Below are 14,260 nucleotides of genomic sequence, written 5' to 3' on the forward strand. Positions count from 1 at the left end.
GGCCCGTCCGCGTTCCGGCTCGCGCGGACGACCGGGGAAGCGTCGCGAGCTCGGGCGGCGCTCGGTCAGCCCGGCTGCTCGTCCTCGGCGCCGGGGATCGGCACCGCCGGGCGGTCGGCGTCCGGCTCGTCGGCCTCGAGGTGCGCGACGTCGTTGAAGCGGTGCAGGGTCCACTCGGGCAGCGCGTCGTCGACCGTGTAGCGCCAGTGGGTCAGGCTGGTGTTCTCCACCGCGAAGCCCACCCGCTTGCCCGAGGCACCGAGCCCGAGGGCGAGGTAGAACGAGGCCTCGATCACGCCGCCGTGGCAGACCGCCACCACGCGTCGGTCCGGGTGCCGCTCGACCAGCCGGGCCAGGCCGGCCCCGGCGCGGACCACGAAGGACGCCCAGCTCTCGCCGCCCTCGGCCATCGGGACGTACGGGTGCCGGTGGAGCACCTCCCCCGGGTAGGGCCAGGTCGCCTCCCACTGCGCGAACGACCAGCCGTCGGCCACCCCGGGGCGCAGCTCCTGCAGCTCGTCGTCGTCGGTGACCGGCAGCCCGATCGCCTCCGCGACGTAGGCCGCGGTCTCCTGGGCTCGCGGCAGCGTGCTGGCGTAGAGCACGTCGGCCCGGAAGCCCTCGGACGCCAACCGGCTCCGCAGCCGGGCGGCCTGCCCGCGACCGCGGTCGGTGAGGCCGATGTCCCCCGTCATCCCGCCGATCGTCGGCTCCACGTTCGCGTGCGACTCGCCGTGCCTGATCAAGATCAACTCGGTGGGCATGACACCCATCCAACCCGATCACCGGCGCGGGCGGACGGGCGGGGACGACCACGGCGCGGTGATCACCAGCGGCCGTGCTGCTGATGATCACCACCACCGGGGCCGATGATCAGCTGAGGCTCCGGGCGAGCCAGAGCCGGAGCGCGTGGAAGAGCCGGCCGGGGAGCAGGATCTCCCGCTCCCCGGTCGCACCGCTCATGCGGCCCGCTCCTTGCGGTCACTGCGCTCCGGCTGCGTCCGGGCCGCCGGGGCGACCCGCGGGTCGATCACCGGCTCGGGCAGCGGGTGCTTGCGGGGCCGGCCCCGCGGACGCTTCCGCGGGACGACGACACCCTGCACGAACAGCTGTCCACCCCAGACCCCCCACGGCTCCTGCCGCTCGAGCGCGCCCGCCAGGCATGCCTGCTGGATCGGGCAGTCGAGGCACAGGGCCTTGGCGTACTCGACGTCGGCGGGCGACTCGGCGAAGAACAGCTCGGGGTCGACCCGGTGGCACGGGAGCACCGTGCCGGTCGCGCCTCCAGCCGGAACGATCCGATCGATCGTCTCGTCGAGCGTTGCTGCGAACTTCATGTCGGCCAACTCGTCTTCCTCGACCAGGTCGTGGGTCTCACGTCCTGTTTGCGGGCCGGGAATCACGAAGGCCGTGAATCCCGGATGGTGTCGGGATCCACGGCCTGGAGGCTGTCGGTGTAGTCGGACCTACACCGGTGGTCTACCAGGCCTGGGACCCCACGGGGTACCGAAGTCATCGGTGGCGACGCCACCCATGACGGTGATCGAATCGATCGTGTTCTCGTGCTTGCGGGTGCACGGCCAGGCGTGCATCGGCTCCGACCCGCGGACAGCCGAAGCGGGCAGCGCATAGGCACGCTGCCGCCAACCGCCGAGAACGAGATCGTTGATGATCATCGAGTGATCGCCGATCACCGCCGTGGTGGTGTTGTCCATGTCGCTGCCCTCCTTCATCTGCTCGCGGGCTCGGGTGCACGATCGTGCGTCAGACACACTAGGCACCCCTCCGGTCGCTCGGCAACCGATTAACCGCGTTCGTGAGAAATTGTTCACCCGGCCACGTCCTCGGGGTCCTGCCCGGACAGGATCGCGAGCACCGGTTCCCCGTACTTGGCCGCCTTGGCCGACCCCAGCCCGCTGATCCGCAGCAGGTCTCCCGGACCGGTCGGGCGGGCCTCGGCGATGGCGGTCAGCGTCGCGTCGGTGAAGACGCAGTAGGCCGGCAGCCCCTGACTGGCCGCCTGCTTCTTGCGCCACTGCTTGAGCCGGTCGAGGGTCGCCTCGTCGTAGGTCGCCGGGCAGTCCTCGTGCCGGCCCAGCTTGCGCTCGGCGGCGTCGTGCAGGGCCCGGCCGCAGCTCCGGCAGGTCGCGGCGAGGGCACTGCTGCGGCCGCGCCGCTCGCCGCTCGCGCGGGTGCGCGGCTGGCTCGAGCCGCCGGGCCGGATGCCGTCGAGGAACCGGGACGGCTGGCGCTGCCCGCTGCCGTTGCGGGTCCGCGACCACGAGATCCGCAGGTGGCTGCGGGCCCGGGTGACCCCGACGTAGAGCAACCGCCGCTCCTCCTCGATCTCCTCCGGGCCGGTGGCCAGCACGAACGGCAGCGACCCCTCCTGGACGCCCACCAGGCAGACCGCGTCCCACTCCAGGCCCTTGGCCGAGTGCAGCGTCGACACGGTGACGCCCTGGGCCACCGGCGCGTGCTGGGCCTCGGCCCGCCGGTCGAGCTCGGCGGAGACCGCGGCCAGGCCGAGCGGGCTCCCCTCGGGCTGCTGGCGTTCGAGGTCCTCGGCCACCGAGACCAGGGCGGCCAGCGACTCCCACCGCTCACGCACCGCGCCCGAACCCTCCGGCGGCTTCTCGCTCCAGCCGGCCGCACCCAGCACCGCCTTGACCCGGTCGACCGCGGACGGCTCGCCCACCGGGTCAGCCGCGTCGCCGCCGGCTCCCCGGTCCTGGCGGGCTTCGTTGCGGAGCAACAGCAACGCCTGCCGCACCTCGGGCCGCTCGTAGAACCGCTCGGCGCCACGGACCAGGTAGGGCACGCCGCGGTCGGCCAGCGCCTGCTCGAACGCCGGGCTCTGGGCGTTGACCCGGAACAGCACCGCCATCTCGCGGTACTCGACGCCCTCGGCGTGCCGCGCGGCACACCAGTCCGCGACCGCACCGGCCTCGCTGGCCTCGTCGGCGGCCTCGGCGAAGACCGGCTCCGGTCCCGGGTCGCGCTGGGCCTGCAGGGTGACCGCACCGAGCACGCCCGGGCCCTTCGTCCCCGGGCCACCCGGCCCGCCGCGGCGCGCCATCACCTGGTTGGCCACCTTCACCACCTGTGGCGTCGACCGGTAGTCGCGGACGAGACGGATCACCCGGGCACCGGGATGCCGCTTCGTGAAGCCGGTCAGGAAGGTGCTCTGGGCGCCCGCGAAGGAGTGGATGGTCTGCGCCGGGTCGCCGACGACGCACAGGTCGTCGCTGTCCCCGCGCCAGAGGTCGAGCAGGGCCTGCTGCAACGGGCTGACGTCCTGGTACTCGTCGACCACCAGGTGGCGGTAGGTCCGCCGCACCTCCTCGGCCACCCGCGGGTGCTCGGCGATCAAGGAGGCGGTGCACAGCAGGATGTCCTCGAAGTCGATCCGGTCGCGCTCCCGCTTGGTCTTCTCGTAGCCCGCGAAGACCCGCCCGACCGTCTCCGGGTCGGCCGAGGCCAGCTCGCGACCGCGCGCCGCGGCGATCCGCGGGTAGTCCTCGGGGCTGACGTTGCTGACCTTGGCCCAGCCGATCTCGGTAACCAGGTCGCGGAGCGCCGGGGTGTCGGTGCGGACCCGCAGCCGCGACGCCGACTCGGCGACCAGGCTCATCCGGTTCTCCAGCACCCCGGGCAGGTCGCTGCCGTGCACGCGGGGCCAGAAGTAGGCGGCCTGCCGCAGCGCGGCCGAGTGGAACGTCCGGGCCTGCACCCCGCGGACCCCGAGCCGGCTCAGCCGGCCGCGCATCTCGCCGGCGGCGCGCTGGGTGAAGGTCACCGCGAGCACGGCGGTCGGGCGGTAGACCCCGGCCGCCACCGCGTAGGCGATCCGGTGGGTGATGGCCCGGGTCTTGCCGGTGCCGGCGCCGGCGATCACCGCGACCGGACCGCCGAGCGCGGTGGCCACCTCGCGCTGCTCGGGGTCGAGGGCGGCCAGGATCGCGTCCGGTGTGCGCGGCCCGGGTGCCTCGTCGATCAGCACCACGGTCGCCTGGCTCATGCGGTCCAGCCTAGGGGCCGGGGCGGACAGCCCGGCGGAACCGGCACAGGCGAAGCGCCCGGAGGACCGCACCTCCGGAGACGCGGGCGCGGGGTCGACCTCCGTCGGCCGGGAATGCCGGCGGCCACAACCTCGTTCCCCCGACATGACCGCGCAGAACCAGGACGCCATCACGATGTACACCACCAGTTGGTGCGGCTACTGCCGCCGGCTCAAGTCGCAGCTGCAGCGCGAGGGCATCGGCTACGCCGAGGTGGACATCGAGGAGCAGCCGGAGGCGGCCGACGTGGTGACCGCGGTCAACCACGGCAACCGCACCGTGCCGACCCTGGTCTTCGCCGACGGCAGCGCGCTGACCAATCCCTCGGTCGCGCAGGTGCGCGGCAGGCTGGACGCGCTCACCCACTGAGCCGACCCTCCGGGCCGGCAGGACCCGGACCGGCGTCACGGACCCGAGGCCGACGCGCGGCGCGAGGTCTCGGCACTGTCCGAGCCCGGTTCTAGGGTGGCCCGGTCATGAGCGTCCACCTGCACCGAGCCCGGCGTGCCGACCGACTGGTCGACGCGCTGGCCGAGGTGCTCGCCGACCCGCTGGACGACCCGTTCGCCGAGGAGCTCGTGGTCGTCCCCACCCGCGGGGTCGAGCGGTGGCTGGCCCAGCGGCTGGCCCGGCGGCTCGGACGCACCGGCCCGGACCGCACGGACGGCGTCTGCGCGGGAGTGGGTTTCCGCTCCCCCACCGACCTCGTCGCGACCGTCACCGCGGCCGGAGTGGCATCCGGGTCGTCGGGCGGTTCGGCCGGCGACGACCCGTGGCGGCCCCGCCGGCTGGTCTGGCCCGTGCTCGACGTCCTCAACGAGGGCCTGACCGAGCCCTGGGCCGCCCCGGTCCGGCGCTTCCTGCGCCGCAGCAGCTCGGTCGCCGGGTGCCCCTCGGGCGACGGGCATCCCGACGGGGCGGGCGGCCGTCGTCTCGCTCTGGCCCGCCACACTGCCGCGCTGTTCGACGACTACGCCGCCAACCGGCCCGCACTGGTGCGGGCCTGGGCCTCGGGCTCGCCGGCCGAGCCGACCCTCACGCCGGAACTGGCCCTGCCCCCGGAACCGGCGCTGCCCCCCGAGCTGGCCTGGCAGCCCGAGTGCTGGCGCCGGGTCCGGGCCCGGGTCGGCGCACCCGGACCGGCCGAGCGCCTCCCCGAGCTGTGCAGGCGAGTGCGGGAGGAGCCCGCGCTCGTCGACCTGCCGGAGCGGCTCTCGGTGTTCGGGCCGACCCGCCTGACCCCCGCGGTCCTCGACGTGCTCACCGCCCTGGCCGTGCACCGCGACGTCCACCTGTGGCTCCCGCACCCTTCGCCGGCCCTCTGGGCCGCCGTCCGTGAGGTCTCCGACGGTTTCGACGGCCCGCGCCGCGGCGACCCGACCGCCGCGGTCCCCCGGCACCGGTTGCTCGCCTATCTGGGACGCGACGTCCGCGAGCTCCAGCTGCGGCTGGGTGGTCTGGAAGCGGCCACCGACCATGATCACGACCGTGATGATCATGCACTCGACGATCACGGCCGGGATGATCGTGCAGTCGATGATCACGGCCGGAATGATCATGTTGCGACCACCCTGCTCGCCCGGCTGCAGTCCGACATCGCCGCGGACCACGGGCTGACCCCGACCCGCACCCCGCTGGTGCTCGATCCGGAGGACCACAGCGTCGGGGTGCACGCCTGCCACGGTCCGGACCGGCAGGTCGAGGTGCTCCGCGAGCTGCTGCTCGGCCGGCTGGCCGACGACCCGACCCTCGAGCCCCGCGACATCGTGGTGATGTGCCCGGACATCGAGACCTTCGCGCCCCTGATCTCCGCGGCCTTCGGGATCGAGACCGAGGAGCTCGACTCCGACGGGACGACCAGCGAGGCCGGCCCCCGGTGGCACCCCGGTCACCGGCTCCGGGTGCGGCTGGCCGACCGCTCGCTGCGCCGGCTCAACCCGATGCTCGCGGTGCTCGGCCGGGTGTTCGAGCTGGCCGAGGACCGCGTCGACGCCTCGACGGTGCTCGACCTGTGCGCGAGCCCGCCGGTCGCCGCCCGGTTCGGGTTCACCGACGAGCAGCTGCAGCGGCTGCGCGACCTGGTGATCGCCTCGGGGGTGCGCTGGGGTCTCGACGCCGCCGACCGCGACCGGTTCGGGCTCGGGCAGTTCGGGCAGAACACCTGGCGGGCCGGGCTCGACCGGCTGCTGCTCGGGGTGGCGATGGACGAGGAGGGCCAGCACTTCCTCGGCACCACGCTGCCGCTCGACGACGTGGACTCCGGGGACGTGGTCGCGCTCGGGCAGCTGGCCGAGGTGGTCGACCGGCTCCGCGACCTGCTCGCCCGGCTCGAGGGCCGCCGGCCCGTCGGCGGCTGGCTCGAGCTCTGCCGCGACGTCCTGGACCTGCTCTGCCTGGCCCCGCCCTGGGAGTCCTGGCAGGCCGCCCAGGCCTACGGCGAGCTGGCTCGGCTGGCCGAGACCGCCCCGGCCGACGGCGCGGGAGCCCAGCTCACCCGCGCCGAGGCCCGGGTGCTGCTCGCCGACGTCTTCGGTGGACGTCCGACCCGCAGCAACTTCCGCACCGGCACCCTGACCGTCTGCACCATGCTGCCGATGCGGTCGGTCCCGCACCGGGTGGTGTGCCTGCTCGGGGTCGACGACGGCGTCTTCCCCCGCGCGGGCGGGACCGACGGCGACGACCTGCTCGCCCTGGACCCGTGGGTCGGCGACCGGGACGGCCGCAGCGAGGACCGGCAGCTGATGCTCGACGCGATCACCGCCGCCGAGGAGCAGCTGCTCGTCGTCTACTCCGGCGCGGATCCGCGCACCAACGCCGTCCGGCCGCCCTCGGTCCCGGTCGGCGAGCTGCTCGACGTGCTCGACCTGACCGCCCGCACCGTCGACGGTGACCCGGCCCGCGCCCAGGTGCTGCACCGGCACCCGCTCCAGCCGTTCGACCCGGCCGACTTCGCCACCGCCGGCGACGGGCCGGTCAGCTTCGACCGCGCCGCGCTCGACGGGGCGCTCGCGCTCACCCGAGCCGCCACACCCCGAGCAGTCACCTCCGGGTCGTCCTCCCTCCGGAGCGCGGCCACCGACCCCTGGCCGCTCCCCGAGGTGGTCGAGCTGGACGACCTCGTCCGGTTCCTGCAGCACCCGCCGCGCGCCTACCTGCGCGCCCGGGCCGGACTGTCGACCTGGAGCGCCAGCCCGCCCGCCGAGGAGATCCCGGTCGAGCTCGACGCGCTCGAGCGCTGGGGTGTCGGTGACCGGTTGCTCGCCCTCCACCTGCGCGGGACCGCCCTCGACACCCTGGCTGCGGCCGAGTGGCGCCGCGGCACCCTGCCGCCGCGCGCGCTCGGTGCCCAGGTCATCACCCCGGTGACCGAGTCGGTGCACCGGGTGGCTGCGGTCGCCGATCCCCACCTGACCGGCGAACGCCGCCAGCACGACCTCCAGCTCGACCTGCCGGAGTCCGGTCTCCGGTCGGGCGGCCGGGTGCTCACCGGGACGGTCAGCACCGTGGCTTCTGCGTTCGGTCCGCAGCTGGTCGACGTCAGTTTCTCCAAGCTCGGGCCGAAACCCCGGCTGGCCGCCTGGGTGCGGCTGCTGGCCCTCACCGCGGCCGAACCCGAGCTCGGCTGGCGAGCCGTCGTGGTCGGCGCCGACGACGTCACCCGCCTCGGGCCGGTGCCTCCGATGGTCGCGATGCGGGTGCTCGGCGACCTCGTCGACCTGTGGGCGACCGGCCTGGCCGAGCCGCTGCCGCTGCCGCTGCGGACGTCCGCCGAGTACGCCGCGCACCGCGAGCGTGACCGCCCGGTCGAGCACGTGGTCGGGAAGCTCCGCAGGACCTGGGAGCGCGATGCCGACGAGGCGTTCGCCCTCTGCTTCGGCTCCGGGGTGACGCTCGAGCGACTGCTCGAGCTGCCCGCTCACCCCGAGGAGGCCCGGAACGGTCGGAGCGAGCCGAGCCGACTGGGCACGCTCGCGCTCCGGGTGTGGGCGCCGCTGCTGCGCGGGGAGGGTCAACCGTGAGCACCACGACCCGGTCGTCCGCCGGTCGGACGGACGAGGCGACCCGGACCGCGTTCGACCCGGCCGGCCCGCTCCCCACCGGCACCACCGTGCTCGAGGCCAGCGCCGGCACCGGCAAGACCTGGACCATCGCCGCGCTGGCGACCCGCTTCGTCGCCGAGGGCCGGGTCACCCTGTCCGAGATCATGCTGGTCACGTTCGGGCGGATGGCCACCGACGAGCTGCGGCAGCGGGTCCGGGAGCGGTTGGCCGGCACCGAACGCGCCCTCGCCGCCGTGTTGCTCGACGACGGCAGCGACACCGACGGCGGTGGCGGTCCGAGCGGGCCCGACGCCGACGACCCGGTGGTGCGGCTGCTCGCCGACGGTCCGCGCGAGGCGGTGGCCGCCCGGCACGCCCGGCTGCGCGCCGCGCTGGCCGACTTCGACGCCGCGACCATCGCGACCACCCACGAGTTCTGCCAGACCATGCTGGCCGGCCTCGGGGTGCTCGGCGACGCCGACGCCGACGCGGTGTTCGTCGAGACGCTCACCGACCTGACCCGCCAGGTCACCGCCGAGGTCTACCTGCGCCGGTTCGCCGCGGGCGGTCGGCCGCCGTTCACGCTCGAGGAGGCCCAGAAGCTCGCCGCCGCGGTGGTGGCGGGCGGCACCGCGCGGCTGGTCCCGGAGCCCGGGCCGACCCCGGGCGGCGCGGGACCCGACCTCACCGACGCCGGCCAGCGGGTCGCGTTCGCCCGCGAGGTCCGCGAGGAGGTGACGCGCCGCAAGCAGCGCGGCCGGATCTACGGCTACGACGACATGCTCACCCGATTGCAGGCCTGCCTGGCCGACCCCGACTCCGGCGAGCGCGCGGCGGCCCGGCTGCGCGACCGGTTCGGGCTCGTGCTGGTCGACGAGTTCCAGGACACCGACCCGATCCAGTGGGACATCCTGCGGCGGGCCTTCCACGGGCACGTGACCCTGGTGCTGATCGGCGACCCCAAGCAGGCGATCTACGCCTTCCGCGGCGCGGACGTCTACTCCTACCTCGACGCGGTCGGCCAGGCCGACACCGTGGCGACGCTCGACACCAACTGGCGCAGCGACGCGCCCCTGCTCGCCGCGCTCGACGAGCTCACCGGCGGCGCCGCGCTCGGGGACGAGCGGATCGTCGTGCGCCCGGTGGAGGCGGGCCGACCGGATCCCCGGATCCGCCGGACACCCGGCACGGGAGAGGCGACGGGTGCCCACGAGGCGCCGGTACGGATCCGGGTCCGCGAGCAGTCCCCCACCGAACAGGACAAGCCGCCGATCAGCCAGCTGCGGCGCGAGGTGGCCGCCGACCTGGCCGCCGACGTGGTCGCGCTGCTCGACCAGGGGGTCGAGATCCTGGACGACGACCGGCGCTGGCGTCGCCTGGGTCCGGGCGACATCGCCGTCCTGGTCCGCTACAACAAGCAGCTCGAACCGATCCGGACCGCCCTGGCCGGGCTGGGCGTACCCGCCGTGGTGCGCGGCGCGGGCAGCGTCTTCGACTCCGACGCGGCCGTGGACTGGACGCGCCTGCTCACCGCCTGCGAGAACCCCCGCCAGCCGTCGATCCGGGCGGTCGCGCTGACCGCCTTCGTCGGCTGGGACCTGGCCGACCTCGCCGCGGCCGACGAGGACGCCGTGACCCGGCTCACCACACTGGTCCGGCGCTGGGCCCGCATCCTGACCCGGCAGGGTGTCGCGGCGATGCTCGCCGCGATCACCGAGGAGACCGGCCTGGCCGGCCGGATCCTCGCCGAGCCGGACGGCGAGCGCCGGCTGACCGACCTGCGGCACGTCGGCGAGAGCCTGCACGCGGCGATGACCGGCGGTCAGCTCGGCACCGGGGCGCTGCTGGCCTGGCTCGCCGAGCGGGTCGAGGAGGCCCGGCGGGCGGGGACCGACGAGCTCAGCCGCCGGCTGGAGACCGACACGGCGGCCGTCCAGATCCTCACCATCCACCGGAGCAAGGGGCTGGAGTTCCCGGTGGTCTACCTGCCCGAGGCCTCGGACCGCTGGGTGCCCGACGAGGACGGGCAGGTGCTCCGGCTGCACGACGACGACGCCCCCGGCGCCGGCGGTTCGGACGACGGTCGGTCGGCGACCGGTCTGCGCAGCGGGACCGCGCTCGACGTGGGCGGCCGGAACGCCCCGGGCCGGCGCGACCGGCTCTCCCGGTACTGGCGGGAGGACGCCGGCGAGGACCTCCGGCTGTACTACGTCGCACTGACCCGGGCCCGCAGCCTGGTGGTCACCTGGTGGTTGCCGTCGCACAACACCGCGACCTCCGCGCTGCAGCGGTTCTGGGCCCGGTCGCGCGTCCCCGGCGCCGCCGCCGTCCCCGAGGCGCGGTACCCGGCCGCGGGCACCCCGGCCGGGCTGCGGGCGTTCGACCCGGCCCTGATCGCGGTGGAGACCGTGCCAGCACCCGGGACCCGGGCACCCGCGACCTGGGACCGCCCCGCCCCGGTGCACACCGACCTCGACGTCCGCCGGTTCGACCGCCCGCTCGACCTCGCCTGGCGTCGGACCTCCTACTCGGCGTTGACCGGGGCCGTCCACGGCGTCGTCGTGGCCGCCGCGGTCGGTGGCGGCGTCGGGAGCGAGCCCGACGGCGGCAAGGAGGACGACGAGTCGCCGGTGGCCGAGACCCTGTCCCAGACCCTTGCGCCGACGGTGACCCCGACGGTCGGCGGGAGCGGGCCGGCGGCGTCGACGTCGGCGATGGTGTCCCCGATGACTGACCTGCCGATGGGCACCCAGTTCGGCACCGCCGTGCACGCCGTGCTCGAGGCGGTGGACCCGGCGGCCAGCCAAGCCGCCGACCGGCTGGTGGGTGACCTGACCGCGGCCGCCGCGGTCGAGCTGGCCCGCGGCCCCTCGGGCGAGCTCACCGCCGGCACGCTCGGCCCCGCCCTCGCGCCCGCCCTGCTCACCCCGCTCGGCCCGCTGGCCGGTGACCGCCGACTGGTCGACCTGCCCGCCACCGACCGGTTGGCCGAGCTGACCTTCGAGCTGCCGCTGGCCGGCGGCGACACCCCGCACGGCACCGTCCGACTGGGAGACCTGGTGCCGCTGCTCGAACGACACCTCGGGCCCGACGACCTGCTGCACCGCTACCCCGACCGGCTCCGGTTGCCGCTGCTCGCCGACCAGCCGTTGCGCGGCTACCTGACCGGCAGCATCGACGCGGTCCTCCGGGTCACCGACGGCGGCGTCACCCGCTATCTGGTGGCCGACTACAAGACCAACTGGCTCGGCGATCCCGACGTGCGGCCGCTACCGGTCGACCACTACGCGCCGACGGCGATGGCCGAGGCGATGATCGGGGCCGACTACCCGCTGCAGGCCCTGCTCTATGCGGTCGCGCTGCACCGCTACCTGCGCTGGCGGCACCGCGGGTACGAACCCGCGGCGCAGCTCGGCGGCGTGCTGTACCTGTTCCTCCGCGGGATGGCCGGGCCGGACACACCGCGGGCCTCGGGCCAGGCGCCGTACGGGGTGTTCAGCTGGCGGCCGCCGGCCGCGCTGGTCACCGAGCTGTCCGATTTGTTGGACGGCCGGTCGTGACCGCCGTGGAGGCCGCGGGAGCCGTGGGGACCGTCGCAGCCGAGATCGACGAGTCGCACCTGGTGCGGTCGGCCGTAGGCCTGCTCGCGACCTTCAACCGGGCGGGGGTGCTGCTCCCTGCGGACGTCCACACCGCGGCGCGGATCGGGGCGATCTGCCAGGAAGCCGACGACCGGGTGCTGCTGGCGGTGGCGCTGACCGTCCGTGCGCTGCGGGTCGGCTCGGTCTGCGTCGACCTGACGACCGTGGCCCAGACCGCCTTCGACGACTCCGAGCACCAGCTCGACACCAGCACGCTGCCCTGGCCCGATCCGGAGGCCTGGCTGGCCGCGGTCCGCGCGAGTCCCGCGGTGGCGGTCGGCGCGGACGCACCCGCCGGCCGGCCGCTCCGGCTCGCCTTCGGCCGGCTCTACCTCGAGCGCTACTGGGGCCAGGAGGAGACGGTGCGGACCGAGCTGACCCGCCGAGCCGCGGCGACCCCGCCGGACGTGGACACCGAACGGCTCTCGGCGGGCCTCGCCCGGCTGTTCGACGGCTCCGACCTACCGGCCGGCGAACCGGACCGGCAACGACTGGCGGCGGCGGTGGCCGCCCTCGGCCGGGTGACCGTGCTCGCGGGCGGGCCCGGGACCGGCAAGACCACCACGGTGGCCCGGCTGCTGGCCCTGCTGCTCGACCAGCCGCGCCCGGGCGACCGGCCGTTGCGGGTCGCCCTGGCCGCACCGACCGGGAAGGCTGCGGCCCGGCTCGAGGAGGCGGTGCGGGGAGCGGCCGCCGCGCTCGACCCCGACGCGCTCGATGACGCCGACCGGGCGGTGCTGTCCGGGCTGCAGGCCTCGACCTTGCACCGGTTGCTGGGCTGGCGTCCGGACAGCCGGAGCCGATTCCGGCACGACGCCCAGCACCACCTGCCGCACGACGTCGTGGTGGTGGACGAGATGTCGATGGTGTCGCTGACCCTGATGGCGCGGCTGCTCGAGGCGGTGCGCCCGGACGCACGGCTGGTGCTGGTCGGCGACCCGGACCAGCTCTCCTCGGTCGAGGCCGGGGCGGTGCTGGCCGACATCACCGGCGCGCCCGGTGACACCGACACACGCCTGGTCGACGGCCTGTCGGCGCTCGGGATCGAGACGCCGGACCCGGTCCGGCACGGCGTGGTCGCGCTGACCCACACCTGGCGGTTCGGCGGGGTGATCGGTGAGCTGGCCGCGGCGATCCGGGCCTCCGATCCGGACGCGGTGATGGCGGTGCTGCGGCGGGGCGACCCGGCGCTGAGCTTCGTCGAGACGGTGGGCGAGGACGGGAGCGGGTCGGCAACGATCGACCCGGGCGCCGTGCCCGAGCTGCGGCGGGCGGTGGTGTCGGCTGGTCGGCGGGTGCTGGACGCGGCGCGTGCGGGTGAGGCCGGTGAGGCGATCCGCGGGCTGGAGGAGCACCGGCTGCTCTGCGCGCACCGGCGCGGACCGTTCGGGATGACCCGGTGGAGCCGCGAGGCGGAACGCTGGCTGGCCGAGGACCTGCCCGGGTACGGGGCGGGCACGACCGATCCGGCGGTGGCCACCGGCTCGACTGGAGCCTCCGGCCGGACGACCGCGCCGGCGATGACCGAGTGGTACCTCGGCCGACCGCTGCTGGTCACCGACAACGACTACGACCTCAACCTCTACAACGGTGACACCGGCGTGGTGGTGCGGACACCGTCCGGGGTGCGGGCCGCCTTCGCCCGCGGCGCCGACCCGGTCCTGGTCGCCCCGGTCCGGCTCGACAGCGTGCAGACCATGCACGCGATGACGGTCCACCGCGCGCAGGGCAGCCAGTTCGGGACGGTCTCCTTCGTGGTGCCGCCGCCGGACTCACCGCTGCTGACCCGCGAGCTGCTCTACACGGCGGTCACCCGGGCCCGCGACGCCGTCCGGGTGATCGGCAGCGAGGCCGCCATCCGCCGCTCCGTCCTGCGCCCCGCCAACCGGGCCAGCGGTCTGCGCGACCGGCTCGCCTGAGCCGCATCTGCCGGCAACGGGATCCTCGGACACGATGCCCTGAGCGTCTCGAAGCCAACCACGGTGCCCTGAGCGTCTCGAAGCCAACCACGGTGCCCTGAGCCCGTCGAAGGGCAAAGCACGCACCAAGATCACCCGCGCTTCGACAAGCTCAGCGCACATCGCCTGCACACAAGCGGTTCGACAGGCTCACCGTACGGTCAGCGTCATGCAACCACGGTGCCCTGAGCCTGTCGAAGGGCGAAGCCCACACCAAGATCACCCGCGCCTCGACAAGCTCAGCGCCCGAGTGCGCACCATCGCCCCACGACTCCCTGAGCCTGTCGAAGGGGAAAGCACGCACCAAGATCACCCGCGCTTCGACAAGCTCAGCGCCCGGGTGCGCACCATCGCCCCACGACTCCCTGAGCCCGTCGAAGGGCGAAGCACGCACCAAGATCACCCGCGCTTCGACAGTCTCACCGCACGGTCAGCGTCACGCAACCACGGTGCCCTGAGCCTGTCAAAGGGCGAAGCCCACCAAGATCAACCGCGCTTCGACAAGCTCAGCGCACGTCCAACCCAGCGCGCGGTCGGCGTCTTGCAGCCACGGTGCCCTG

Annotated in this window: 8 protein-coding genes; 4 read left to right on the forward strand and 4 right to left on the reverse strand. The window is 74.8% G+C overall.

The window, feature by feature from the left end; all coding sequences use genetic code 11:
* Nucleotides 1-65 precede the first annotated feature (65 nt).
* The 4 genes from FHX74_RS16200 to FHX74_RS16215 all read right to left on the reverse strand — a co-directional run bounded on the left by FHX74_RS16200 (nucleotide 66) and on the right by FHX74_RS16215 (nucleotide 4,021).
* Nucleotides 66-764, reverse strand: a complete 699-nt coding sequence (locus FHX74_RS16200) for a histidine phosphatase family protein (protein WP_182561225.1) — start codon at nucleotides 762-764, stop codon at nucleotides 66-68.
* 195 nt (nucleotides 765-959) lie between these two features.
* Nucleotides 960-1,337, reverse strand: a complete 378-nt coding sequence (locus FHX74_RS16205; protein WP_182561226.1) for a WhiB family transcriptional regulator — start codon at nucleotides 1,335-1,337, stop codon at nucleotides 960-962.
* 129 nt (nucleotides 1,338-1,466) lie between these two features.
* Nucleotides 1,467-1,715, reverse strand: a complete 249-nt coding sequence (locus tag FHX74_RS16210; protein ID WP_182561227.1) for a hypothetical protein — start codon at nucleotides 1,713-1,715, stop codon at nucleotides 1,467-1,469.
* A gap of 113 nt (nucleotides 1,716-1,828) precedes the next feature.
* Nucleotides 1,829-4,021 carry an ATP-dependent DNA helicase UvrD2 gene (locus FHX74_RS16215; RefSeq protein ID WP_182561228.1) on the reverse strand — a complete coding sequence of 731 codons (2,193 nt, stop codon included), beginning with the start codon at nucleotides 4,019-4,021 and terminating at the stop codon, nucleotides 1,829-1,831.
* A 145-nt stretch (nucleotides 4,022-4,166) separates the two neighbouring features.
* Here FHX74_RS16215 and FHX74_RS16220 point away from each other — a divergent pair, with 145 nt between their 5' ends.
* The 4 genes from FHX74_RS16220 to recD all read left to right on the forward strand — a co-directional run bounded on the left by FHX74_RS16220 (nucleotide 4,167) and on the right by recD (nucleotide 13,661).
* Nucleotides 4,167-4,430, forward strand: coding sequence for a mycoredoxin (locus FHX74_RS16220; RefSeq protein WP_182561229.1), 264 nt, complete (start codon nucleotides 4,167-4,169; stop codon nucleotides 4,428-4,430).
* Between the two features lie 107 nt (nucleotides 4,431-4,537).
* Nucleotides 4,538-8,080: an exodeoxyribonuclease V subunit gamma gene (gene recC / locus FHX74_RS16225; RefSeq protein ID WP_182561230.1), complete on the forward strand. Its 3,543-nt coding sequence runs from the start codon at nucleotides 4,538-4,540 to the stop codon at nucleotides 8,078-8,080.
* Entirely contained in the window at nucleotides 8,077-11,661 is a 3,585-nt protein-coding gene (locus FHX74_RS21165) for a UvrD-helicase domain-containing protein (protein ID WP_182561231.1), read from the forward strand. Before recC ends, FHX74_RS21165 begins: the two co-directional genes overlap by 4 nt.
* Nucleotides 11,658-13,661, forward strand: a complete 2,004-nt coding sequence (gene recD / locus FHX74_RS16235) for an exodeoxyribonuclease V subunit alpha (protein ID WP_328823866.1) — start codon at nucleotides 11,658-11,660, stop codon at nucleotides 13,659-13,661. The genes FHX74_RS21165 and recD overlap by 4 nt, the downstream gene beginning before the upstream one ends.
* Nucleotides 13,662-14,260: the final 599 nt, after the last annotated feature.

It is taken from the genome of Microlunatus kandeliicorticis (assembly GCF_014137855.1).
Classification (GTDB): Bacteria; Actinomycetota; Actinomycetes; order Propionibacteriales; family Propionibacteriaceae; genus Microlunatus; species Microlunatus kandeliicorticis.

Coding starts and splice junctions, on each gene's coding strand:
- FHX74_RS16210 (WP_182561227.1), bottom strand. CDS start 1,715: ATGGACAACACCACCACGGCGGTGATCGGCGATCACTCGATGATCATC.
- FHX74_RS16220 (WP_182561229.1), top strand. CDS start 4,167: ATGACCGCGCAGAACCAGGACGCCATCACGATGTACACCACCAGTTGG.
- recC (WP_182561230.1), top strand. CDS start 4,538: ATGAGCGTCCACCTGCACCGAGCCCGGCGTGCCGACCGACTGGTCGAC.
- FHX74_RS16200 (WP_182561225.1), bottom strand. CDS start 764: ATGCCCACCGAGTTGATCTTGATCAGGCACGGCGAGTCGCACGCGAAC.
- FHX74_RS16215 (WP_182561228.1), bottom strand. CDS start 4,021: ATGAGCCAGGCGACCGTGGTGCTGATCGACGAGGCACCCGGGCCGCGC.
- FHX74_RS16205 (WP_182561226.1), bottom strand. CDS start 1,337: ATGAAGTTCGCAGCAACGCTCGACGAGACGATCGATCGGATCGTTCCG.